21 protein-coding genes are annotated in these 23,936 nt (G+C 49.2%); 13 read left to right on the top strand and 8 right to left on the bottom strand.

From position 1 onward, the window contains the following. Positions 1-69 precede the first annotated feature (69 nt). From PHI12_00210 to PHI12_00200, 3 genes are all read right to left on the bottom strand, one after another. On the bottom strand, positions 70-501 hold the full coding sequence (locus PHI12_00210) for a hypothetical protein (GenBank protein MDD5509231.1): 432 nt from the start codon (positions 499-501) through the stop codon (positions 70-72). Positions 502-706: 205 nt separating this feature from the next. Then, positions 707-1,012, bottom strand: a complete 306-nt coding sequence (locus PHI12_00205) for a hypothetical protein (protein ID MDD5509230.1) — start codon at positions 1,010-1,012, stop codon at positions 707-709. 71 nt (positions 1,013-1,083) lie between these two features. Continuing rightward, a complete protein-coding gene (locus PHI12_00200; GenBank protein ID MDD5509229.1) occupies positions 1,084-1,503 on the bottom strand; it encodes a hypothetical protein in 420 nt (139 codons plus the stop codon). Positions 1,504-1,798: 295 nt separating this feature from the next. On the opposite strand from PHI12_00200, the gene PHI12_00195 reads away from it, so the two are divergent. Both PHI12_00195 and PHI12_00190 read left to right on the top strand, forming a co-directional pair. After that, the gene (locus tag PHI12_00195; GenBank protein ID MDD5509228.1) at positions 1,799-2,626 is read left to right on the top strand and encodes a hypothetical protein; all 828 of its coding nucleotides are present in this window, start codon (positions 1,799-1,801) and stop codon (positions 2,624-2,626) included. 410 nt (positions 2,627-3,036) lie between these two features. Further along, complete coding sequence (locus PHI12_00190; GenBank protein MDD5509227.1) at positions 3,037-4,230, top strand: trypsin-like peptidase domain-containing protein; 1,194 nt, start codon at positions 3,037-3,039, stop codon at positions 4,228-4,230. Between the two features lie 23 nt (positions 4,231-4,253). Here the strand turns inward: PHI12_00190 and PHI12_00185 are convergent, their stop codons facing one another. Beyond that, positions 4,254-5,024, bottom strand: coding sequence for a hypothetical protein (locus PHI12_00185; GenBank protein ID MDD5509226.1), 771 nt, complete (start codon positions 5,022-5,024; stop codon positions 4,254-4,256). 95 nt (positions 5,025-5,119) lie between these two features. Next, a complete protein-coding gene (locus tag PHI12_00180) occupies positions 5,120-7,822 on the bottom strand; it encodes a GNAT family N-acetyltransferase (protein MDD5509225.1) in 2,703 nt (900 codons plus the stop codon). Positions 7,823-8,003: 181 nt separating this feature from the next. Here PHI12_00180 and PHI12_00175 point away from each other — a divergent pair, with 181 nt between their 5' ends. Together PHI12_00175 and PHI12_00170 are read left to right on the top strand one after the other, a co-directional pair. Then, a complete protein-coding gene (locus PHI12_00175) occupies positions 8,004-8,744 on the top strand; it encodes a pseudouridine synthase (protein ID MDD5509224.1) in 741 nt (246 codons plus the stop codon). Next, positions 8,741-9,607, top strand: coding sequence for a class I SAM-dependent methyltransferase (locus PHI12_00170; protein MDD5509223.1), 867 nt, complete (start codon positions 8,741-8,743; stop codon positions 9,605-9,607). The genes PHI12_00175 and PHI12_00170 overlap by 4 nt, the downstream gene beginning before the upstream one ends. A gap of 45 nt (positions 9,608-9,652) precedes the next feature. On the opposite strand, the gene PHI12_00165 is transcribed toward PHI12_00170, so the two are convergent. Beyond that, positions 9,653-9,871, bottom strand: coding sequence for a dodecin family protein (locus tag PHI12_00165; protein MDD5509222.1), 219 nt, complete (start codon positions 9,869-9,871; stop codon positions 9,653-9,655). Between the two features lie 741 nt (positions 9,872-10,612). Next, complete coding sequence (locus PHI12_00160) at positions 10,613-11,314, bottom strand: hypothetical protein (GenBank protein ID MDD5509221.1); 702 nt, start codon at positions 11,312-11,314, stop codon at positions 10,613-10,615. Positions 11,315-11,545: 231 nt separating this feature from the next. Between PHI12_00160 and PHI12_00155 the strand changes: the two genes are divergently transcribed. From PHI12_00155 to PHI12_00145, 3 genes are all read left to right on the top strand, one after another. Continuing rightward, complete coding sequence (locus tag PHI12_00155; GenBank protein ID MDD5509220.1) at positions 11,546-12,451, top strand: alpha/beta hydrolase; 906 nt, start codon at positions 11,546-11,548, stop codon at positions 12,449-12,451. 252 nt (positions 12,452-12,703) lie between these two features. Continuing rightward, positions 12,704-15,505, top strand: coding sequence for an alpha/beta fold hydrolase (locus tag PHI12_00150; GenBank protein ID MDD5509219.1), 2,802 nt, complete (start codon positions 12,704-12,706; stop codon positions 15,503-15,505). 53 nt (positions 15,506-15,558) lie between these two features. Continuing rightward, positions 15,559-16,608, top strand: a complete 1,050-nt coding sequence (locus PHI12_00145; GenBank protein ID MDD5509218.1) for a zinc-dependent alcohol dehydrogenase family protein — start codon at positions 15,559-15,561, stop codon at positions 16,606-16,608. 71 nt (positions 16,609-16,679) lie between these two features. Here the strand turns inward: PHI12_00145 and PHI12_00140 are convergent, their stop codons facing one another. Further along, the gene (locus tag PHI12_00140) at positions 16,680-17,474 is read right to left on the bottom strand and encodes a TatD family hydrolase (protein MDD5509217.1); all 795 of its coding nucleotides are present in this window, start codon (positions 17,472-17,474) and stop codon (positions 16,680-16,682) included. Between the two features lie 250 nt (positions 17,475-17,724). On the opposite strand from PHI12_00140, the gene PHI12_00135 reads away from it, so the two are divergent. From PHI12_00135 to PHI12_00110, 6 genes are all read left to right on the top strand, one after another. Beyond that, positions 17,725-18,129: a DUF151 domain-containing protein gene (locus PHI12_00135; GenBank protein MDD5509216.1), complete on the top strand. Its 405-nt coding sequence runs from the start codon at positions 17,725-17,727 to the stop codon at positions 18,127-18,129. A gap of 161 nt (positions 18,130-18,290) precedes the next feature. Beyond that, entirely contained in the window at positions 18,291-19,601 is a 1,311-nt protein-coding gene (locus tag PHI12_00130; GenBank protein MDD5509215.1) for a FecR domain-containing protein, read from the top strand. Between the two features lie 107 nt (positions 19,602-19,708). Further along, positions 19,709-20,272: a manganese efflux pump MntP family protein gene (locus tag PHI12_00125; GenBank protein MDD5509214.1), complete on the top strand. Its 564-nt coding sequence runs from the start codon at positions 19,709-19,711 to the stop codon at positions 20,270-20,272. Positions 20,273-20,454: 182 nt separating this feature from the next. Continuing rightward, on the top strand, positions 20,455-21,192 hold the full coding sequence (locus tag PHI12_00120) for a PKD domain-containing protein (protein MDD5509213.1): 738 nt from the start codon (positions 20,455-20,457) through the stop codon (positions 21,190-21,192). 418 nt (positions 21,193-21,610) lie between these two features. Then, entirely contained in the window at positions 21,611-22,552 is a 942-nt protein-coding gene (locus PHI12_00115) for a hypothetical protein (GenBank protein ID MDD5509212.1), read from the top strand. Between the two features lie 222 nt (positions 22,553-22,774). Then, positions 22,775-23,935, top strand: coding sequence for an FtsX-like permease family protein (locus tag PHI12_00110; protein MDD5509211.1), 1,161 nt, complete (start codon positions 22,775-22,777; stop codon positions 23,933-23,935). Position 23,936 lies beyond the last annotated feature (1 nt).

Genomic DNA, 23,936 nt, shown 5'->3' with positions numbered 1-23,936 from the left:
ACGCCTTATTCCGCCAAAAGTTACATGCCTACTATCAAAAGACACAGCATCTTTACTATCCATGTATCGTCACAGGCCGATGCTGGTCAAATGGTACTTGAAGGCATAGCCAGCCCTGTCAGCCTCACGCTCAACCGCGGTCCTGATCTTAGAGAAGTCGTAATTATAGTTGTATTGCTTACCAAAAAGCTCGGATTGTTCTTTGATATTACCCTCCCTGGGGCCACCTCCGGTCTTATAGGTCTCTGCCTTAAATCCGAAGCCGGGACCGATATCGCTATCACCGGAGGAGAATCCGGCGCCAGACTCCTTGAGCATCTCGGTAAAACGAAGCTCCTTTTTACCCTCATCGATGCGAAACTTCGCACTGTAGGTCAGCTTCTTCTTAGAAAACATAACCTTTCTTTCTGCAATAATGAACTCAAGGGAGAAGACTCCTTTCTTTTCCTTTAGTTCAGCAGGGATTTCACTAGCGATTCTGCTAATCTCGTCAACCAGCACGATAGCTTGCCTCCTTACTTCGTCATTAGCGAGTATACTATCCGGCGAGGACTAAGCTTTGTAGTAACAAACACTGTCCACCCCAAGAGCCTAAACACATATCTTCCGATTTATGATTATTGAAAGCCGAAGGTGTAACCACTAAAGTGCCTGACCCCCGGCTTTCAATAGCATTTGCCGATATGAAATCTACCCCAAATTCAGACTAAGCAAAGGGCGTACCGAGACGTTCCACAACCCAACCGGCGATGTAACTGGCCTTGTCAGAATCCCAACCGGTAAGAACCTTACCGCTTGGCTTACCATCCACAACACTCTCTGAACACACCAGGTACTTCTTTCCCTTGTTAGGATAATTCGGGTTTGGCTTAACAATTACCAAATCGTCACCATATATCGGCGGCAGTTTATAGCAGAGAGACTGGCCGGGGGTCAACCGCTCGATTTCGCCGGCCATAATATCTTTTGGTGAGGTTCCCTTTTCCTTTTCCTTTGCTTTCATTCCGAACATTACTAATCTCCTTCTCAGACCTATTTTTCAATGGGACATTACCAATCGAAAACTAGAGCTCTCAAACCTAATCATAGGCGCATAACGAGACCGGGCGGAGAAAAAGAGTCGAAACTTCTCAAAAGCGGGGCGATAAACGACGGCTTGGTCCGTCCATCCTGAAATACAGCCCCACTACCCGACTTCGCCAGAAAAAAGCCATAGCCATTATTACAGGTAACAAGCCTTCTTTGATGCTGGGCAAAGCGTATACAGAATGACTCCGGGGGGAAGTCAGCAACCATGTACGACGGTATTTTGAGAGGTGTTCCTGGCATTGGGCGTACAGTTAAGATATCTGAAGTATCCGATTGGACCGGATTGGAAACCGATAGAGGAGCAACCGAACTCGCTGACACCGGGCATTGTTTGACCATCGCTTCTGCCTGCTTGGCAAAGACAATGGTCAACACCAACATCGTAACGAGCAGAACCTCAGCCCACCTACCCACTTTGCTCCTTGTTACCGGTTACCATAAAATAGGATAGACCGGCTGATAAGACCTAACCCGCATAAATAATACCGCTTCGCTGTACCCTTATATCATTTATTCTAGGCTCGCACTCTAGCAATGTCAATAGTAATCCGCCCGCCCAAAAAATGGCCGCTTTTACTAGCCGTCTGGCACGACAATCATCAGCCTTTGAAAGTGTCTGAATATGGCTAAAGAAAACAGGCGTCTTGTCCCAAGACATTCAGCGTTGTAGAATAGCCTGTATAAAAAACAGCGGGATGGAGGTATTATCGTGATTGAATTACCCGAAGCGGTAAATCTCTCCGGTCAAATTAAAGATGCTATTTTGGGGAAGCGGATTGCCGGTGTCGTTGCTGCACACACCCCTCACAAATTAGCCTGGTACTATGGAGAACCGTCGACATATTCTGACCTGCTTATCGGCAGGACAGTAGGCAAAGCCAGTCCATATGGCGGTATGGTTGAGATAGGGGTTGAAAAGGCTAATATCCTATTCGGAGAGGGTGTAGCAATCAGGTTTCACGACAAAAATGAGCCGCGTCCTGCTAAACACCAGATTTTAATTGAGTTTGACGATCATTCTGCTGTAAGCGCCTCGATTCAAATGTATGGCGGACTGGGAGCATTCTTTGATGGTGAACTGGATAATCCCTACTACAAAGCTGCCCAAGAAAAACCGTCTCCGCTCTCTGCAATGTTTGATGGAGTATATTTTAGCCGTATGGTTGGTTCAGATGAAGTCCAGAAATTAAGCTTGAAGGCTTTTCTGGCCACCGAGCAGAGAATCCCCGGGCTCGGCAACGGTATCTTGCAGGATATCTTGTTCAACGCAAGAATGCATCCGAAGAAGAAGGTAAACACTCTTTCCGATAACGATAAAGAGGCCCTTTTTAATTCTCTAAAAACCACCATCTCCATGATGGCAGCCCGCGGAGGCCGGGATACCGAACTGGGTTTGTTCGGCTCACCCGGGGGCTATAAAACCGTTCTGTGCAAGAACACCGCCGGTAAGCCCTGCCCATTCTGTGGCATGGTGATCAGGAAAGAGGCTTACCTGGGCGGCAGTATCTACTACTGCGAGCAATGCCAGAGGTTGTGATCCGAAAATATCTACTGGTATCTTTAATATCTTTCCGGGAGTACAACGTCGCCCAAGCCCTGGGAGCCAGCATTAATGAAATCTTCAGTTTCGAGGATGAAAAGAGCCGCGAATAAACAGATGGCTAAGCGAACGCAAACAGAATAATGCATCCCTACTAATGTGACTCAGTGTATATCTCAAAATTGCAGTATATTAAGTGCAATTTTCGTTTCACACATCCAACCCCAGTTGTCTTAAACCACTGTAGATAGCAGCCTCCACCTCCAAACGCCGTAGCGGCAACGACTCGGTAATCGGCAGCACTACCGGGGCTAGAGCATGGCATCTTTTAATAATTTCTTAATATTTTCATGTTATTTTTTAAATATCCGAGATTTCTGATAAATAGATAGAAAGAAGAAGGATAGATGAACTCGAATAGATCCGTACCGATGATGAAGATGCAGCAGCGGATAGTTCTAACCTCGCTTGTTGCCGTAGCCCTGTCGGCATCCCTTCTGTTCTCCGGTTGCGCTGCGAGCATCCCTCTGGCCTCGGCTACTCCTGATGTAATCCCGAACGAAACTGTAACAACTGCCAACGCCGTGCCGGTAATATCGCTTTACGATGAAGAGGCAATCGTAACACTCTATAGCCAGGCGATTCCAGCAGTAGTCGAGATAAATACCGTAGTCGGCGGTAACGAATACCCCTCCGGCTTATTCCGTACTCCTGATGTAAAAGGACAAGGCTCCGGATTCTTTGTCGATGAAGAAGGCCATATTTTAACCAATTATCACGTAGTGGACGGCGCTTCCAGCATAAGCGTTACCCTGCACAGCAGCGAGACGGTAGAAGCTCAAATAATCGGCACCGACAGTGAGAACGACCTGGCACTGCTGAAGGTAGACCCAAGCAATATTAGCAACATTAGCCCGCTCCTTCTGGGTGATTCTGACAGTGTTAAGCCGGGCCAGATGGCGATTGCGCTCGGTTCACCCTACGGACTGGAAGGTTCCATCACCGTCGGTATTATCAGCGGTTTGGGAAGAAACATGGCCGGCGCTCAGACAAGGTCAATACCCAACATGTTACAGATCGACGCCGCCATAAATCCGGGAAATTCCGGCGGTCCTCTTCTAAGCTCAAAAGGTGCGGTAATCGGCATAAATACTGCTATTGAAGCTTCTTCAAACAGCATCGGCTTCGCCATCCCCATCAACAACGCCAAGTCTCTGCTGCCGGCACTGCTTCAAGGCGGCGAGGTCGGCACCCCATGGCTGGGCATCAGCGGCACGGAAATCGATCAAACACTGGCTTCAAAGCTCGATTTGAACACCGACCACGGGGTATATGTAGTCTCGGTGATGCCGGATAGCCCTGCCGAGCGGGCCGGACTGGTCCCAAGCGGCATCGATCAGGGTAGTCCAACCTCAGGAGGTGACATCATCATTGCGATTGACGAACATGAGGTAGCCACAGTGTCCGACCTCCTGCAGTATCTCAATACTAAGGATGTCGGGGAGCAAGTTTACCTAACTGTAATCAGAGGGAATGAGACAATAGCGGTGGAGGTAACCCTCGACGAATGGCCGCAGGATGTGGCATTCTCACAGGACTAAGGCACCCGCCTCGACAAGAACCATCAAGGTATCGTAAAAGGGGGCTCAAAAGCTACGGATTGAATTATCTGCTCGGCAAATGACTCGGCTTCAGTAGTCCCGCTAAAGGCTAACCGCATACTTCCTTCTGCTCCGCAAACCCCGCCGGCGGCAATTAATTCAGCGGTAACACCAGCCAGTGATGAAAGGGCTTCGATCTCAGTGAACACTTCGCCGGGAACCGGAAGCAAGCGTAACCCCTCTGATTCCGGCATAATCAACAGTCTTGCTATTTCATCCAGATTGCCGTATATCCGTTTCTCCAACCCGACCGGCAGTATCAAATGCACCCTTCTTCCTACCACAGCCTGAAGCGCTATCGTCGTTGTTCCACCTTGTCGATGACCCATCAGAATGGCAGCACGCTTGTGAACCGGATCAAGCGCATTGGCACCTTTGATAATAACATCTCCTTCTTTAAGTTCATCAGCTACGTCACTTATTGTTTTACCACGCTGCCAAACGCCGTCCTTGATAATCACATCACCCGGGAATCCTCTCTCGTCAGGTAATCTGCCCGCTTCGGTCACCTTATATTCAGGGGGAAGAGTAACCCCCCGAAAGAATCGCTTTCGATCAAAGGCGTTTTCTCCACCCAGAGTATTCAGTATTTCCTCCGCAACATAGCCGTTTGTGGTCCCAGCCACAATCACTATAGTCCCCTTGCACAGCGTACTTTTAATCACGGGAAGCCCCGCTATAGCCTTACCGATGAGACGCTTCCCCGCTGATGATGTCAATACACACTGCCTCATTATGTCAACAACTCCGATATTTATTCATATTATGTAAACCATAACAGAACAGAAATACGCGATTTAGTCACATTCTAACGAAAAGCATTTCTGTACTATCCTACCAGGATCCTGGCGTCGGCAATATAGTAACCTCTCCCCCGCGGCAGCACCTTAACCGGGTTAAAATCGAGCTCTACAATTTGCGGAACATCCTCTATCATTTTCGAAAGTCTGAGCAAGAGGTCCTCTAGAGCGTTAGTATCGCTGGAAGGCAATCCCCGGTATCCGGAAAGCAGCTTCGCCATTTTTACCGACTGTATCATATCGCCGGCATCGACATCGGTCAGCGGATGAAGGCGTATGGTCGTATCCTTGAACAGTTCGGCATATATACCACCCAGACCGAACATAATCAACGGCCCAAACTGAGGATCATGTGTTACCCCTATAATAGTCTCTATTCCTTCCCTGACCATCTTCTGTATAAGCACACCCTGCATCTCATCCTTACGGCCGATACCTGATAACCTCTTTCTGATATCGTCGAAGGCCATCTTCACGCCTTCGGACGAAGTCACATCAAGCACTACTCCGTTAACTTCAGTCTTATGAACGATAGTCGTTGAGGCAAGCTTCACTACTACCGGAAAACCGAGACGCTCTGCGGCGGCAGCTGCTTCATCCGGGGTCTCCGCCATAACCGTCTCTCCCATCTTAATACCGTAGCAGTTAAGAAGCCCTATTATCTCCTCTGCAGAGAGCCAGATTGGCCTCTGCACTCCAGCCCTCAATGCCGACTCTACAATCTTGTGTGCCTCTACCGGCTCGGTACCTTTAATATCCGGGATAACCCCCTTCGGTTTACTCTGCAGATCAACATACTCTACAGCTCTTGCCAGAGAAGCGACCGCTTCTTCGGGGAAGGAAAAGCTGGGCACCAATCTTCCCAGCGTTCCTATCCTCGCCTGAAGGCCCCGGCGCCCCAGGAAACAGGCCAACAACGGCTTTTTCCGCCGCCAGAAAACCGGTGCCACCCGCTGCAAGGCATTCTCGATAGCCTCCGGATTAACCACTATCGGCGGCACGAATATTATCAGCACGGCATCATTATCCTTATCACCAGCCAGAATTCTCAATATATTTTCGAACTCCTCGGCACTGGCTCCGGCAGTAGTATCCAGGGGATTATTTATCGTAACCTTGCGCTTCAAGACCTTCCCCAGTTTCTCTGCCGTCTCTTCCGAGACGGGCGGCAGTTCCAGACCATTACGTTCGGCAGCATCAGCCGCGATGATACCAGGACCACCGCCATTGGTGACAATAGCGAGCCGGTTTCCTTTCGGCAGGGGCTGGTTGGAAAGTAGTGCCGCCACATCAAAAAGCTCCTCCATGGTGTTAACCTTTACGATACCGGCATGATGGAACATTACTTCGGCAGCCACCTCCGAAGTTGCCATAGCACCGGTGTGGGATGCCGCAGCATGAGTGCCTGCTTTGGTGGTTCCGCTCTTTACCACCACAATCGGCTTCTTCGCCGAGACTCTACGGGCGATGAGGGCAAACTTTTCCGGGTTGCCAAAAGACTCGAGATAAAGCAGTATCACCCTAGTTGCCGTGTCCTTTTCCCAGTACTGCAGCAGATCGGATGGAGAAATGTCCAATCGGTTTCCGACACTCACGAAACTGGAAATGCCCATATTGAGATCCCTGGCGTATTCAAGTATTGCCAGTCCCATAGCCCCACTTTGGGAAAGAAAGGCAACATTGCCCCTCGGGGGATACACTGTTGAAAAGGTTGCATTCAAACCAACAGCGGGTTCGGTATTGATGACCCCCATACAGTTCGGCCCAACCACTCTCATGCCATGGCCGAGGCAGATTTCCCTCAGTTCTCTTTCCCGGGCCATTCCCTCCGGACCGGTCTCTTTAAACCCGTCCGAAATAACGATCAGTGCCCGTACCCCCTTCTGGCCACAATCATGAGCCAACCTGTTTACTATAGATGCCGGTACGGCTATAACGGCCATTTCCACGTTACCCGGTATATCCAGGACCGAGGGATATGTTCTCACCCCGACTACCGCATCCGCATTCGGGTTCACCGGATAGATTACGCCTGAAAAATCACTCTGAAGGATACAGCGGAAGAGCACATTACCGATAGAGTCTTTGTCACGCGATGCTCCGATTACGGCCACTGAACGAGGTGAAAGAATGTACCGCAGCGAAGCGATGGTAGCAGCGGACTCTCTCGCCTCCTCTTTCCTGATTACCTGCTCGGTCTGAGCAACGGAGAAGCTGATGCGATGAACATCCGACTGTATACTACGGACAATGTGAAACCCGTAGTTTCTAAAGAAAGCTAGTTGCCCTTCTTCTGCCAGAACATCTGTCTCAAATCTGTCGATGCCCCTGTCACGGGCAATATCGACCAACAGTCCCAGAAGTCTGGTGGCGATACCTTTGCCCTGATGAGCATCTTCGGTTATAAACGTCACTTCTGCAGAATGCCGATCGGGCAGGCGATAGTATCTACCGATACCGACTATTTTCTTACGCCTGGACTCCATCACCTCGGCCACGATGGCAAAGGTATTGTCATAGTCTACACTGCAGGCCCTGACGGCATCTTCGGCGGCCAGGTTAGGTACATGCTGAAAGTGCAGATATTTGGTATGGGGACTCAGCCGTCCGACAAAATCCAGCCACAGCTGGACGTCATCCTTCTTTATCGGTCGGAGTAGTATGCTCGATCCGTCCTTTAAAACTGCTTCGGTTTCATATTGCTGCGGGTACTGATATGTCTCAGGATTCATTATTTTCTCCGTCTAAAGTATAATCTATCGACACAGTATAACAGTATACACATAACTACGGGAGTTTTGAAGTAGCAACTCTCAAGACTGGATTGCTTAGCTCGAAGCAGTTGATTTAGACTTTTATGAGTTTAGCCGGACTCAGGGGATTGTACCGGAAAATTCAGGAGGGCAGAAGTAAATGGCACAACAGCCCATAATCAAGTTACTTACAGCTTCCGGAATTGGCTCTCGCAGAAAAATCGCAGCTGTTATCAAGAGAGGCGGCGTAGCCATCAACGGTAAAGTAGCCGAGAGCTTTAATGAACCGGTTGATAGCGCCAGGGATGTTATCACTATTGATGGTAAACGTGCTTCATACAAAAAAGAACCTGATGTTTATCTGATGCTCAATAAACCCAAGGGCATTGTTTCCAGCACCAGTGATGACAGGGGGAGAAAAACGGTCATCGACATCCTCCCGGAGAAATACCGGGACATCCGGATTTACCCGGTTGGCCGCCTGGACAAAGACTCCACAGGCCTGGTTCTCCTGACTAATGACGGCGACCTTACTTTTCGATTGACCCATCCCCGTTTTGAACAAGAAAAAGAATACCTGGTTCAAATCGACGGAGAACTGAATCTGGAAGAAATAGCCGAGTTGGCGAAGGGAATCTACCTGGATGATGGTAAGACCCATCCGGCTAAGGTCAAGGTATCCAGATATCCACCCTTCAGCTACTCCATAGCCATCCATGAAGGCAAGAAACATCAGGTGCGTCGGATGTTTGCCGCTCTGGGACACGATGTGCTGGAGTTGAAAAGGATACGCCTGGGTAGTCTGAGGTTAAATAGACTACCGGATGGCGAGATTCGCGAACTCAGTCCCGCGGAGGTTGAATCACTCAGCAAGGGAGCAATGAGACAAAAAGTACGATGATGTTGACGGATAAATTAAGACTCGAGCCGACGGCCGCCTTAGTCATGCAATGGGCACTAAAACTTTATACCGAAGACGCCGTTCTACAGTATGTGAATCAACTCGACCTATCTTCAGGAGAGGCTCTTCTTAAAGAGTGTAATTCCGTTTGTGATTGGTACGATGAGGTTATTCTCAACAGGAAAAGCTTCATAAAGTATTTGATAGAACAGGAATTGAGTGCCGCAAAACAGGAATTTCAGTTGATTTTTCTTGCTGCCGGAAAATCCCCTTTGTCCGTAGAAATACTGTATATGAATCCCCACAAAATTCATCGTATTTTCGAGGTCGATTCATCGGGAATGGAAGACAAAAAGAGACTATACCTTCAGGTATGCCCGGAATTAACGGATAAACTACGGTGTGTAACAGCAGACATTACCTCGCCCGATATTTTAAGCGTGCTGGACATGCCGGTAAACGGATACCGTCATGATATGCAATCAATAATCATTATGGAAGGTATCAGCTACTACCTGCATAAAAATGATTTACAGAACATTATCACCCGATTTCGTACTGATAGAGAGAACATTTTCATTATCGAATACATGATACCCTACCGATATGTTACCCCGGTAAGAAGGCAGATACCCGAAGAGATCTTCAAGATAATTCGGGATTCTTGCGGCTTAAGCACGGTAACTTCATACACGAAGAACGAATTACGAACACTCTTTCTGAAAAACAGCGGGGATTTCATCGCCGGCTATTCTATGGCGGACATGGAACTAAACAGGACTGGCGCTAACGCATATTTTGAGAAGCCGAGCGACGGATGGATTGAATGCGCCATCGGCAGAATAGGCACTAAGCCATTATGATACAGAAGACCGTATCACATTTTGAGAGACTCTAAGAGGGACAGGTTACTTTCCACTTGGGTCTTCGAGAATAAAGGTCACCTTCATCTGTACCCGGTACTCAGATATCTGTCCCTTATTATCAAGCATAATTTCCTGGTTTTCAATCCATGCAGACCGGACGTTTCTAATAGTCTTCTGGACGCGAGCAATTCCCAGCTTGATCGCATCATCAAAACTCGTTTTAGAAGATGACTTGATTTCCGTCACACGTGTAACTGTCATTTGCGCCTCCTTTTAATTTCTTCTCTAGTTTAGACTAGCTTACAGTATACACCAAAATCCCCATTAGTCAACCGTGTTCAGTAGAATCATTTGGGGGATTAGGATAACTTTCTATTCATATTACCTTTATGCTTAGATAATGGTTAAGACCAAGTCCGTTGGGTGGGAATGTGATATTGTAATAATCAAAAAAACGCATATATCAACTATGAATAATAATACAACCGACCGCGACCTATACTTGGAAGCGGATAAGGACGGGCGTTTAACGATACCGCTGTATTTAGCTTCAAGATATGGCATCAAGCTGGGGACCCGGGTGTATGCCAATGAGTTAAGTAACGGACTTTATCTACTTCGCCCTGCCAACCAGGAGCAACGGTATCAAAATAATGTTACCTATGAAGACAGAGGTTAATAAAGGGATTTTAGGGATTATGTGATAGTTTGAATGAATCAAACAATATGATTATTGCCTTTCTCATCCGCTCAACGGCTTTGACAGGCTAATGTTAATATGAGATTATTACATTCGCTCCAAGTGGTTGAGCTTAGTACGGTTCGATAGAGGGGAAACGACCGGCCACCGCAAGGTCAAGGGAGGATCCAGTCGAAGAACTGTAAGAGAGCGAGATTACTTGGAGCCTTTTTACGTCTACCCGGCAATACTGGTTCGCTATTCTTAGTGACTATAGCCATGATAAAATGCATCAGCACCGGTAAATCATGCAGTTCTAGCCTTTAACTCTCCAGGTATTTCCTCTCCCCATTTACCCACGCCAGGTATAGATCTATACCATTCACGTTCTTCACAAAAACCACGGAATTCATTCTCCCCCGCTTCCCGAAGGAACTCACAAAAGCACAGTAATCCTGAAGGCTTTTATTTTCGCTCCCTTCAAATCTGCTGAAGGAATGGATCAGCATCAAGGCGTTGGTAGCGTTAAATCTTTGTGCTTCTAACAGCGCCGATGCGGTCATGCGTAAAAGCTGGTACCTGATGTGTTCTATATCAGCCTTAGTGCGTTCTAACTCATCAGATAAGAACTTCAGTCTGGTCTGCTTATTGCCCATATCGGTCAACTGCCAATCAGCAACCGCCCTATCACAGGGTTCATCCACCTTGCCTTCCACCGCGACTGAGATTAATCGTCCGTTCCCGGTCCTGGCTAGGGCAAAGATCTCACTTTGAGATGGCTGAGACATGTATGGCTTCAAGGCAGCCCAGTATTCGGGAAAGGCAACAATTAGCTTTACATCATGAAATAATTCTATACCAGAGTCCTTAAACGTGTTTTTGACTGAACTCGGGAAACCGTCCGCTTCCTGCCAACAATAAGCGAGTGTTCTTGCCGAATAACCTCTCCTCCAGTGTTTCTCCGGCTCAGCGAGTAGCCGATTCCAGTCCTCGGGACACTTTGCAGAAATAAATATTTTGCTCATAGCGTATCTCCTGTGTGCATACCTGAAATTTGAGTTTAGTCCTATGCCCGAGCTGTGTCAAGAGACTATATGTTTACTTCACAAGTTAAAATAGAGATAGGACGATCCATATCGCGAATGAACCGTTGTGATAAGACCGGTATGTTGATATAGATAGAGATAAAGGAATAGAATAAGACTCGACGGATACCAAAGTTTATTCGGGCTCTCGGGAAGGTGGCGATGCCCAATATGACCAACCTTTTTAACTACGAGCCAAACACCGACCCTGATACCCGGCTAATTAAGAAAACTGGTAGATACGAGCGATATCTAGTCAGCTTCCCGCCTGCATGTAACACTCCCGATGAAAGTAACAACTCATTGCACGGTGAATACCTGAGACCCTATGGCCATAATCTACCCCTGGTCATTCTGGTGCACGGGCTGGGTGACCGGAGCGTTGTCCCGATGAAGTTCCTTGCCCGTGAACTGGCGAGCCAGGGAATCGCCTCTTTCATCATCTACCTCATCACACATTCCAGTCGTACGTTACCGATTGCTCATCCGCTCTCGGATGACGAATGGTTCGAGAACTACCGTACCTCGGTCATTGACGTGTGCCATGTGCTCGACTGGATAGGAACCAGGGACGAGTTAGCTAAGGGAAAGACCGGCATCGTCGGGCTAAGCTTCGGGGGTTTTATCTCCGCTATTACCATGGGGATAGACCGCCGCATCAACAGCGGCGTGCTGATTATCAGCGGCGGGAATCTGGAGAAGATAGGAATGAGAAGCCGGGTACTGACACGGAAATGGGGCTTCCACCGTAGCGAAGCCGAGTTCAACACCCAGCAACAGCGCTACCGTCAATACCTCGACGAGGTGATAGAAAAAGGTTGGGAGCAGGTTATCCCACCGGAGCGCAGCTTTCTCGTGGATGCCATGACCTACGCGCATTATCTCCATAGCCGCCCTCTCCTTATGATAAACGCGCGCTGGGATGAAATTATCCCGAAAGAAGCCACCACGGACTTTTGGGAATCTGCCGGCAGACCCCCTATTACATGGTTCCCCAGCGGCCATGCCAGCATATGGCTCGGATATCCCTTTATCAGCCGGAAGATAAAGCGCTTTTTCCGTTCGAGCCTAGGCTAGGAAAACCTACGGGTATCCTTCAGCAATACCGATCTGTTATCTAAAATCACAGGCTCTTTTATAAAACCGCACTGCTAAAAACTATAAAACTTACCCCGCCTTGTATTGAAAACACAGTAATCGCCTACCATAGCGTCCGGTAAGATGCTTGTGAATTCCTAAATATTCATGTACTATTACCCAATAGCAGAGGAATCCATCTGTCAGCCCCTAGTACCTTCGTGATGGCAGCAAGACACAAAGGAGGTTTTATTGAAGACAAGAGTGGGGATTACCGGGAAACTTTTGATTACCCTCGTCGCTATAACGATGCTCTTCGCAATGATGGGGCTAAGCGCTATTTTACCCGCGAAGACAGCGCTGGCCTATACATCAGCGCCAAGCGACTCACAGGAAGCAACCATCAAACAGGTTCTGGCGGAGGCAGGTGCCGAGTTCGGCTGGGACCAGAGCTTTTGTTTCTACGGTACGCCTGCTCACGAGGGTGCCGAAGCCCCCTACTATTGTCCTGAGATATGGGGCCCGAGGGTACAGTATGAATCAAAAGGGGGTGAATGGGAGATAATAGAAGGCGTGGCTGCCTATGGCCTGGATGTTCCAATACCTGAACAAGGGGCGGTTTGGCAGTCGCTGCCGATGAAAATCCAGGCATACACCACCGAAGCGGCAGCAGAGGCTTCGATAGCTAAAAGCATTGCGACAGTCTCATCCTCATCCATGGCCGGCTTTGAGGTAACAACGTTTCACAACCATCCCGCTATTATTAGCGATATCAGTTCTTTGGGTGGTACCAGTATAGACTGGCAAGCAGGCCGCTTCCTCTTTTACGCAGGACTCAGTATCGACGTCGGCATTTCCCACGATGAGATAGCCGAGGCCTTATATGCTAATGCAATTAAGTATGGCCTGTTAACCGACGAGGGGGGAACCGTTCTGACTCAAGACTCGGACGGGGACGGAGTTGCCGATGACATAGACCAGTGTCCGGGTACTCCGGCAGGAGTTGCCGTGGATGCCAGCGGATGTCCACTTGCTGAAGGGATAAGCTTAAGTCTTACCACCGATAAGAAGGCCTATACTGCGGGAGAGACGGTAGTTATTCAGGGCGGTGTTTCAGATATACAGGGTAAGCTGGCCGGTGCTGCCGTGGCCGTTGATGTCAGCGGCACCCAGTTTTCAGCGACCACCGACTCATCCGGTAATTACCGCTGTGAATTCGCCATACCCGCGGATGCTACCCAGGCTGTTTACACTGTTTCGGCGACGGCATCCCATTCCGCATATCCCAGTGTGAGCAACAGCACCACCTTCATCGTGGGGGACATTGGACTTCTGGTGGAAATGAATCCCGCGACGGGGGAGCCATTCGTCGGCGTTACCGCAGATGGAGTCAGCTCTCTGGGTATGTCTATTTCACTGCCGGGGTTTAGTAACGTTAAAATCAGCCAGCCGGATCTCGGCAGACTGGAAGGGAGTGCCATAGGTACCACCGGTAACATAATCCTGGATTCCGCCGGCATGGCCGAGATTACCTACTATCCGCCGGATTATCTCACCACGAGTCAACTTACTCGAGAAGAATTAGGCGTGCATCAATCAGGCTCCAGGGTATGGGCGGCTGAGGTTCCCTTAACCTTAACCTATACCGATGCCAGCGATCAGGAAGGGAAGATAGAGGCCGAAATCCTGGTATGCCGCCCTCCGGTAATGCTGGTGCACGGCTTTCTCGGAGCTACGGCTACATGGGGCAAGCTGTCCAGTTACCTGCAGGGAGAGAAGTTCGATACCTACCTGGGTAATTACGGTGCTACCGGCCAGTCTATCGAAGGGCTATCAGTGATATTAAAGAACGACATCAGGAAGCAGAAGTCAGACTACTCCAACGCTAACCTCAAACTGGCCAAGGTGGATGCGGTCGGCCATAGCATGGGCGGACTTATTTCCCGCTATTACTCACATGGCCTCACAGGCTACGAAGGCGATCTCAGGAAACTGATAATGGTCGGAACGCCGAATCATGGCGTTTCCTGGACCAAGAAGGTAACCGGAAATGTCGGCGCCGGGTGGTACCAGACGCACAGGCTCCCGGCAGAACAACTCTATTCCGAGAGTCCGTTTATGAAAACGCTCAACAGCGGCGAGGCAACCGGCGCCCACCTCAATACCGAGATACAGTACGGCAACATATACGGGTTTCCTGATGACTGGGTAGTCAGTTCAGCATCAGCCTATCTGAATGGCGTAGCCAGCGTGACTGAGGCTGACGTAAAGCACTCCCCGGACATTCCCGCTGTCCCCTATGTAGCCATCACCGAATATTTGAATACGTGGGAGCAGGTAAAAACCTGGCTCACCAGCGACATTTGGCGGCCACAGTTAGCAGGTTCGCATGTCGAAGTCTTTAAATACTGGAGGGATGTATACCTCGTAAGTTATGATGCGTCCGGCAGCCATGAGACTAAGCTGACATCCAGCCCAACGCAGTTCGATTCCTTTCAAAGCTTACGTACCGGCCCGGATTCGAAGGCAATCTTACACCTGACCATAAACGACACCCCCTGGGGGATTATCTTCCTAGATCCGGACAGTGAGATCTTCCTTGGTTATTGTTCTCCCCAACTGGTTGAGGTACGCCTCTGGCAAGGGAGTGCCAGCTTCCGCAGCAAGGAGAACGGCCACTTCACTGTACCTGTCAACATCAAGCAATCGCAGGATGGAGAATGGTGGACATATAGTCCGAAGGCAGTGGTCACCGGACTGAATACCGAGTTTGCCGTTGCCGCCGGAGACAATATTGAGGTTCACTGCCTGGAAGGTGAACTTGTCGTGGACACCCCCGAATCAACCGGGGCAGGCACTACCGTATCCGCGGATAATTCTGCATCCGTTGATGGAGAAACAGTATCCGCAATTAGCCCTGTAACAGAAGATGACTTCTGGTGGGCAGCTGAAGATGACGACTTCCTGGATTCGACCGCAGGAGGCGGCTGGTTTGACAAATTCAAGAGCCTTTGGGATTCCTTCATCACCTGGGTTAAATCCCTTTTTTCGTAAGGTTGATTAGTGGTTAGTAAACCGGTTCGCATTTTTGATCGATTACTCCGACAATGCCAGGCAGTAATCAAAGCGAGAGTCTGGAAATGAAGGCGATGCTGCTCAGAAAAGTCACACAGATCGACGCCGCACCCCTGGAGATCCAGGACTGGCCGCTCCCTCAAGTTGGACCCAAGCAGATCCTAGTAAAGGTCTCGACCTGCGGGGTCTGCCATACCGAAATTGACGAAATCGAAGGAAGGCGCCGGACAAAGCTACCGGTAATACCGGGCCACGAAATCGTAGGTAGAGTGAAAAAACTGGGTTCAGCGGCAACCAGGTTCAGACCGGGAGACCGGGTCGGGATTGCCTGGATCTACTCGAGTTGCGGGAAGTGCTCTCTCTGCCAGAGGGGATATGAAAACCTGTGCGACCAATTCCAGGGTACAGGGTGCGACGCCGACGGCGGTTACGCCGAATATACAGCGGTTTCGGAGGATTTTGCCTATCCGATTCCGACCGGATTTACCGACCTTGAAGCTGCCCCCCTTTTGTGTGCCGGTGCCATCGGCTACCGGGCTTTAAAGCTGACCGGAATGCAAGACGGTCAAACCCTCGGACTTTACGGCTTCGGTGCCTCAGCCCATCTGGTTATTCAGATTGCCAAACACCAGTACCCGAACTCACGGGTTTTTGTCTTCACGCGGAAAAGGGGAGATGCTCCGAGCCAGTTAGCCGGAGAAAAGGAGGCCGACTGGGTCGGAATAACCGGGCAAGCATCACCCGTAAAACTTGATTGCGCCATTGATACCACCCCGATAGGGATACCGGTGCGTGAGGCGTTAAGAAATCTAAGCAAGGGGGGAAGACTGGTTATCAATGCAATTCGGAAAGAGACTCTCATTCCTGAGTTAGACTATACCGAACACCTCTGGCAGGAAAAGGAAGTGAAGAGCGTGGCAAATATCACCAGGAGAGATGTTGAAGAATTTCTTCCTCTGGCCGCCGAAATCCCCATAAGACCGGAAATCACTGAATTTGACCTGGAAGAAGCAAATCAGGCTTTGCTTGCGTTGAAGCAGGGGAAATATCGTGGAGCGGGAGTTTTGAAGATCTCCGGTTGAATCTAATCCGTACCCCTATGAACCCTCAAACCACCCTCAAACCTAATCGGCGTCTTATACCTCAGCAATATCTAAATGTACTCCGTGCTCTCCTTAGGGTAACTACGTAACCGGAACAGCCTTTCGGCATTTGCGGTAGTTGCCTCAGCGATTTCGGTTTCATCCATTCCTTTTGTCACCGCGACGCCCCTCAGGCTTCGGCAAATATCGGCAGGCCTGGATTCAAATGCGAATTCCCGACCCCTCCCGTAGACCACAGGACAATCCGTTTCCAAGAGCAACTGCTTCGCAGGGGTCTCTTTTACCATCCTACGGTGTTCCTCGTGATATTCAATGGCCGGCGTTGCCGAAAGAAAATAGCCCTGGCCTATTATTTCACGCAGGACACTCGAGGGTCCGGTATACCAGTGAAACACCACTTCTTCAATTCCGGACTCATTAACTAAAGTGAATGCGTCTCGCCAGGCATAACGCGAGTGGACGGATACCGGTTTACCGTATTTACCGGCGATGCCAAGCATTTCTCTGAATACACTCTGCTGCCAATCTTTATCGGCAAAAGCTCTGATTTTCTTATGGTAGTCGAGCCCTATTTCACCTATACATACGGCCCGGTCTATCTCCGCCTCGATGAACTCCATGGTGCGGTCAAACTCCGTCTTTTCGATACGAGCAGGATGCAGACCCAAAGCCGGGTAAACAAACCCCTCAAAGTCTTTAGCTATCTGTAAGACCCGCTGATTGGACTGGTAATCGGAGCCAACGGCAATGATGGCTATGATGCCGGACGACCGAGACTCTTCGATAATCTTTTCCAGGTCGTCAATTTCTTCCAGGTGAGCGTGGCTATCAATCAGCCGGCACATAGACTCTCCATCGTTTTATATCTTCGATATATTCGGTACCTACCATATAATATTATACTAAATGATAAGCCCTTATCCTTCCAATTCCCTAAATATTCAACCTCAATCCTTCCCGGTCAATGATGCCGGCAATAATATTTTAAGTCCAATTTCTGGGGAAGTTATTGCAAACTACAAATTATGTGATACAATACATACCCTGTGAACCGGTTGACTGCTAAGCAATAGAAAACAGCGAGGTAATTCGCAAATGGCCTACGTCGAAATGAGAATTGATTCCGTAAGGCTTGCCAAGTACAGAGACGAATGGCTAATAATGCTCAAAGAAAAGGACGGCCAACGCTATTTGCCGGTATATGTGGACAAGTCCTCTGCTGACACAGTCAACAAGGTACTGAGAGGAGATCGCTCCGACCGGATTGTTGATGATGGCGTACGGGCGATGTTGGCCGGGGGCGACGAGGTAGCACTGGTAATCGACGGCGTCAACAAAGGGATCTTTAATGCCGAGTGCATTATGGGGTGGCGAGGGGGGGCATCATCCGTTAAGTACTCGATCGGGCAGATTCTGGCAATCTGCATGAGAACGAGCGGCCATATACTTGTCGAAGAGAATGTTCTGGATAAGGCCGGGATTGATATCCCGGTTAACTAATTGCCGTGCTACAAAACCTCACCAAGCTATATTTTCCCAAGTTTGCATTGATAACCGGACAATCTTGTATTATGGCGCCTGCCTTGCTATGATAACGAGAGGAACCACTATCAGAGGTATTCGAACCTGACGGTCATTCCTTAATCAAACAAGGAGTCCCGATGATGATATTAAGAACCCTTCTGCGGAAACGTGTACGTACCATGGCAGTGGTAACACTCTGCCTGGCGACAATGCTACCGACTGTAATTATGCCCCCATCTGATGTTATGGCAGAAGGCGGTACATTCCCGGACGAACCGTTCAATGGAATGCAGATCAACTATGACATTTCAGGAGCTACCGTTACCGATACTAGCGATGAATGGGGTTTCACAACTAGCCGTACTTTAAGCGGCACATTAGGAACAGGACAACTGACTATTTCCGGTTCCGCTAAAATGGGAAATGGCTATGATGCCGACGTAAGCGCAACCGTATCGTGCGGAGGTGAAACCGATCAGTTCACCACAAACATCCCGAGCGGCTTCCCCGGTTTCAATGAAGAATCCTTCACCATATCTGTGCCGATCCCCACGGGAGCTACCGGTGGCAGCTTCTCCATCAGTATGACAGGCCATTACAATGCCGGCGATAGAGGGCTGGTTGTCAGCGGGACGTTTGGTGCTGGTTCAAGCACAAGCATGCCTTCGCCGACACCGCCGCAAACAGCAGAGGACCCGCCGCCAGGTCCTCTAATCGATAGTCTTCCCGATGTTGATTTAACTACAAGGGGGCTGTGTTATATTACTAAAGTTGAGGGCAATCCGATATACATTTCAGCAGATCCGCCTTCGCTCCCACCATCGCAGAGAAACTGGGTTAAGATAATGCCCGGTGACTATTCTAGCACTGGTGAAAACAACATATTTATTGGTGAAAATTGGACGGTAAGGACTCCCTCAGGGGCCGAGACAGTTATAAGAACACACACTGGTGCTATGTATAGACAGAAGGAAAGAAGCTGGTTTGAACGCCAGCCTTCCGTTAGTCAATACACACCATACGGTGTCGCTGTGGGCAGATTGTGGGAAGGAATTTCGAACTTCTATTTTCCTAAGGGAGAGGCTGGAGCCCAAAAGTATGAGGTTTCTCTCAATAGAGCAGTTGTCGGCATCGAGGGTACCAATTTTGTCGTTGAGGTTACCGAGGATTCTGATACGATCAAGGTTATTGAGGGATCGGTCGAATTCACCGCTTATGATTACGATGAAACGGTAACGTTAGAAGCAGGCAAGCAGGCAACCGCCACAGATAGTGGAATCAGCGAGGTATCGAGCTTCGACGTTGACGAAGAAAAAGCCGGTTGGCAGAGTTTCTATGAGGACCTCGAAGATGATGATTCTTCAGAGCCTGATTCATGGGGTAGTTGGGGCGATCAATTTATCAGTCTTTGGGAATCCTTCGTTAACTGGTTTAAGTCCCTGTTTTAGTATCACTTGCGAGCTTTCATAACTTGTATTACAGCGCTTGGCCTGTTGCGCTTTCCGTCCAGGCCAGGTTTTACGAGATGTCTCTAAACATGCCATAATTCCTGGACATGCTTGACTTACTGACTATTCTACCCATATCCCTAGCACTCTCAGCCGACTGTTTCGCAGTATCAGTGATTACCGGCATTTCCCTGAAGCAGATCTCGATCCAACAAATGCTCCGGATGTCTTTATCATTTGGCTCTTTTCAGGCATTGATGTTATTCCTGGGGTGGCTGGCAGGACAGAGAATATTGGCAGCCATCTCCGATTATGACCACTGGGTAGCTTTTGGCCTACTGCTTTTCGTAGGCTGCAGAATGATTTGGGAATCCGTCCATCGTAGAAATAACAGCGTACCCGGAACTGATAATACTAAAGGCTTCACGCTGCTAATTCTATCATTAGCTACCAGCCTGGATGCTCTCGCCGTTGGATTCAGCTTCAGTTTTGTCGATATCAATATTTCATCAGGCAGTATGATTATCGGAATGGTGTCATTCGCGGTCACCATATTGGGCCTGCTTCTAGGCGGAAGACTGGGCAAGCTGGCCGCCAAGAGAGCAGAGATTATTAGCGGAGCAATCCTGATAGTCATCGGCATCAGGATTTTGATACTTCATATGATATGACACAATAAATGCGAAGCGGCGCAATTAAGGTATTGATTAAGCAACAGCGGCGGTAGTAGAATGAGTTCCGTCCGCATAGCGCTATCGGACGCCGACCGTCGGCCCCAGAAGCATTCACGGCTCCAATACCAACCTCTGGAAGCAGGTCAGTTAAGGCTTTCTAGTTAGCAGGAGGTACAGTTATGAATAAGCTAACTCCAGCCATCATTATCGCGGCAATTGCAGGACTTATGTCAATCAGTTGCCTGCCTTTCATTCCTACTGGCCCGACCACAACCCCGCTACCGGAGCCAACGCCCGCCCCTGTTACCGCCAATCTTTTGCCAGTTGCCTATATATACTCTATTATCCCAACCGAGGCAGTTCAGGGAGACCCTGTTTCTTTCCAGGGTCATGGAACCGATGACGATGGCTCGGTAGTAGCCTACCTCTGGAGTTCCAGCCAGGACGGCGACCTGGGCACCACCGCCAACTTTGAAACTACGTCGCTTTCCGAAGGAGACCACGTTATCCGCCTGATAGTCCAGGACAATAATGGAGACTGGTCGGAGGAAGCTACTACCATATTGAAGATTGAACCGCGGGAAGAGCCGACGCCAGAGCCAGTCAGCCCTTCATTAGAGGCAAACTGGAGCGGGCAATGGGATTGCGGGATATGGGGGATAATGACATTGTCCCAGTCAGGTGAACGGGTAACCGGCACATACACCTACCAGGGAGGGATACTGACAGCCACCGCAACAGGAGACAATGGGAACACCCTGATAGGAACCTGGTCAGAGGACCCGACCCATATACCTCCTGAAGATGCCGGAGATATCGAGTTCACCATGTCCGCAGACGGTAATTCCTTCACCGGCCATTGGCGTTACGACTCTTCGGGCTCATGGCAATCATGGGAAGGAGAGCGGATGGAGTAGTGAACGTCTCCTCTTGATAGTCCTGTTACAGGGTGGACACCTGTATCAGTTAAACCAGAACTCAACCTCAGTGTCGGGAAAGCGGTAAACTTATATCATAGCGCCTAATTAGTTATGCTGCCTGTCCGTAATTTGCAGTTTGTTCAATTATTGTCGGCAGACCATAAAAAGCTAACCGATGATGAATTCCATCGTTATACTATTAGGTTGCCACAACGTAAAAATACATAGATAATATTCACAAGTTTTTTTGTAACAACAACCAGAAGCTTCCGATCTCTGAAAGAAAATTCCAATCAACCGTAATACCTTCTAATGCATATAACAGCTATAGTTCATACCGCAGCATCTCAAAAAAACAGGGGGCGTAATTCGGTGGACAACCACGGCTTTCTTAGACTAAGGATAAACTACTAACATGAAAATAATAAGACTGACCAAACAGCATCCTGTATTCATCGCCGTCCTGTTCTTTATCGTGGCCCAGATACTCACTATCTCGATCGCATCGCAGGAAACCTCGTTCTTAGAAGCCAACAACATATACATGCCCGCCCAACCCGATCAGACGATATCCGTGTGGCCCGGCCCGGCAACGACACCTTCGGGTGAGGTGACTCAAGTACCTGCCTATTCATCACTGGGTCCGGTAATAATCTACTTCCTCGTCGCAACGGCAGTGATCGTGATAATATTGCTACGAGTTCCGCTGTCAACCCTGATACTAACCTTGAGAATACTTTTCGCCTTCCTATTCGCCTGGGGATCATTTATCGCCTGTGTCTTCTGGATGCCTCTTGCGGGAGCACTCGGCATAGCCTCTGCCGTAGCCATCATCTGGTTCCTGATACCACGAGTTTGGTTTCACAATTTAGCCCTGATTCTGGCACTGGCCAGTGTGGGAGCCGTTTTCGGCCACTTCATCACACCCTGGACAGTTATGGCTATAATGGGAGCACTGGCAATCTACGACTTCATTGCGGTGCGTCGCGGCTTAATGCTCTGGTTAACCGGCAAGCTGTCTAAAGTAGGAGTGTTACCGGCATTCATCATTCCCAAGAATCCTTCGCACTGGGGAGCCGACTTGAGAAAAGGGGTTATCACCAATGTAGTCGAGCAGCAGCCTGACGAACGCGAATACTCCTTACTCGGTGGAGGCGACATAGCCTTCCCCTGCCTGCTCACAACTTCGGTCTATTTCGCCCACGGCCTGGCTACGGCCACCATCACGGCAGCCTTCGCTCTCTCGGGACTGGCGCTGGCCTACCTGATACAGGCCGTTTTCCTCAAAGGCAAGGCGGTACCCGCCCTGCCGCCCATCGCTGCTCTGGCTTTAGTGGGGCTACTGATCATTCGATAGTCCATTGACAATACACCCTGCTATCACTTTCTAGATTCGCCATATCTTAATTTACGCTGCGATACGAAGCGTGATTTACTAATACCTTACCCCTTTTTCGCAAAAGCATGTATTAAAAAACACCAAACTTATATCATAATGATTGCCAGACAGCGCTATTTATTGGATAATGCAGGGATAAGACGATTATTGATAGCAAACCATATGAGGAGGGCTTATTAATTGCTTCCCCTGAAAATCGCCACCAGGTTTCTGAAATCAGGCAAGGGACAGACAGCCCTGATTGTATTCGGAATAGCTATCGCCGTCTCGGTGCAGATATTTGTCGGTTTGCTGATAATCGGCTTACAGATTAGCCTGGTCAACAGCACGATAGGCAATCAGCCACAGATAACAATACGTCCGGCCGGAGACACCAATACGATTAAGAACTGGGAGATTATCGTCAATCAAGTCCGGGGTGTCGACGGCCTGGATAAGATATCCGTTACCGCTGCCGGCAATGCCTCGGTACCTAATGACAACGGTATATTACCGATACTGGTACAGGGGTTTGATTTTGAAAGCGCAGACCGAATCTACGGAATATCTGAATCGATATACCAGGGGGAGCAAATACAGTCTCTAAAACAGGTACTGATCGGGAGAAGTCTGGAAGAGGAACTGGAGGTCGAAATAGGAGATAAGCTTCCCATCCTTACTCCCGACGGCGGGGTTAACCTCTTCGAGGTAGCCGGATTCTATGACCTGGGTATCGAGAGTATCAACAGATCCTGGGTGATCACCAACCTGGTTGCAGCGCAGCGCCTTTTTGGCTACCGGGACAGGATAACGGGGATAATAATGACCGTCGATCAGGACAGGCTTTTCGATGCCGACAAGATCGCCGCCCGGATAGAGGAAGCAGTCGACAACGAAGATATCGAGGTAACGAACTGGAAGGACCAAAACGAGGAGCTCCTGAGCGGACTGGAAGGCCAATCGATATCCAGCGGCGTTATTCAGGGGGTTGTACTAGCCTCAGTAGTGGTAGCTATTTCCAGCGTCCTTTCGATTACGGTACTGCAAAAATCCCGGCAATTGGGCATTCTGAAAGCCATGGGAATTACGGATCGCGACGCCAGTCTCATTTTCGTTTTTCAAGGGTTGCTGATCGGCTTGATAGGTGCCACAGTAGGCATCGCACTTGGCCTCGGTCTGCTCTATGCTTTTAATACCTTTACGTCAAGTGCTGAAGGTACAGCTCTGATTGAAATCTATATTGACTACAACTTTATCATTCGCTCGTGGGTGATAGCGATATCGTCATCAACTTTGGCCGGTTTAATCCCAGCAAGACGGTCTCTGAAACTGAACCCGGTCGATGTGATCAGAGAGGGTTAAA

Source organism: Dehalococcoidales bacterium (genome assembly GCA_028716225.1).
GTDB lineage: Bacteria > Chloroflexota > Dehalococcoidia > Dehalococcoidales > UBA5760 > UBA5760.
Note: the sequence above shows the minus strand (reverse complement) of the source record. Positions and strands in the feature narration are given on the sequence as shown.

Excerpts from the sequence above, each read along its gene's own strand:
- PHI12_00205 (MDD5509230.1), bottom strand. The coding sequence starts at position 1,012 with ATGTTCGGAATGAAAGCAAAGGAAAAGGAAAAGGGAACCTCACCAAAA.
- PHI12_00190 (MDD5509227.1), top strand. The coding sequence starts at position 3,037 with ATGAACTCGAATAGATCCGTACCGATGATGAAGATGCAGCAGCGGATA.
- PHI12_00185 (MDD5509226.1), bottom strand. The coding sequence starts at position 5,024 with ATGAGGCAGTGTGTATTGACATCATCAGCGGGGAAGCGTCTCATCGGT.
- PHI12_00180 (MDD5509225.1), bottom strand. The coding sequence starts at position 7,822 with ATGAATCCTGAGACATATCAGTACCCGCAGCAATATGAAACCGAAGCA.
- PHI12_00175 (MDD5509224.1), top strand. The coding sequence starts at position 8,004 with ATGGCACAACAGCCCATAATCAAGTTACTTACAGCTTCCGGAATTGGC.
- PHI12_00170 (MDD5509223.1), top strand. The coding sequence starts at position 8,741 with ATGATGTTGACGGATAAATTAAGACTCGAGCCGACGGCCGCCTTAGTC.
- PHI12_00165 (MDD5509222.1), bottom strand. The coding sequence starts at position 9,871 with ATGACAGTTACACGTGTGACGGAAATCAAGTCATCTTCTAAAACGAGT.
- PHI12_00160 (MDD5509221.1), bottom strand. The coding sequence starts at position 11,314 with ATGAGCAAAATATTTATTTCTGCAAAGTGTCCCGAGGACTGGAATCGG.
- PHI12_00155 (MDD5509220.1), top strand. The coding sequence starts at position 11,546 with ATGACCAACCTTTTTAACTACGAGCCAAACACCGACCCTGATACCCGG.
- PHI12_00145 (MDD5509218.1), top strand. The coding sequence starts at position 15,559 with ATGCCAGGCAGTAATCAAAGCGAGAGTCTGGAAATGAAGGCGATGCTG.
- PHI12_00140 (MDD5509217.1), bottom strand. The coding sequence starts at position 17,474 with ATGTGCCGGCTGATTGATAGCCACGCTCACCTGGAAGAAATTGACGAC.
- PHI12_00135 (MDD5509216.1), top strand. The coding sequence starts at position 17,725 with ATGGCCTACGTCGAAATGAGAATTGATTCCGTAAGGCTTGCCAAGTAC.
- PHI12_00130 (MDD5509215.1), top strand. The coding sequence starts at position 18,291 with ATGATGATATTAAGAACCCTTCTGCGGAAACGTGTACGTACCATGGCA.
- PHI12_00125 (MDD5509214.1), top strand. The coding sequence starts at position 19,709 with ATGCTTGACTTACTGACTATTCTACCCATATCCCTAGCACTCTCAGCC.
- PHI12_00120 (MDD5509213.1), top strand. The coding sequence starts at position 20,455 with ATGAATAAGCTAACTCCAGCCATCATTATCGCGGCAATTGCAGGACTT.
- PHI12_00115 (MDD5509212.1), top strand. The coding sequence starts at position 21,611 with ATGAAAATAATAAGACTGACCAAACAGCATCCTGTATTCATCGCCGTC.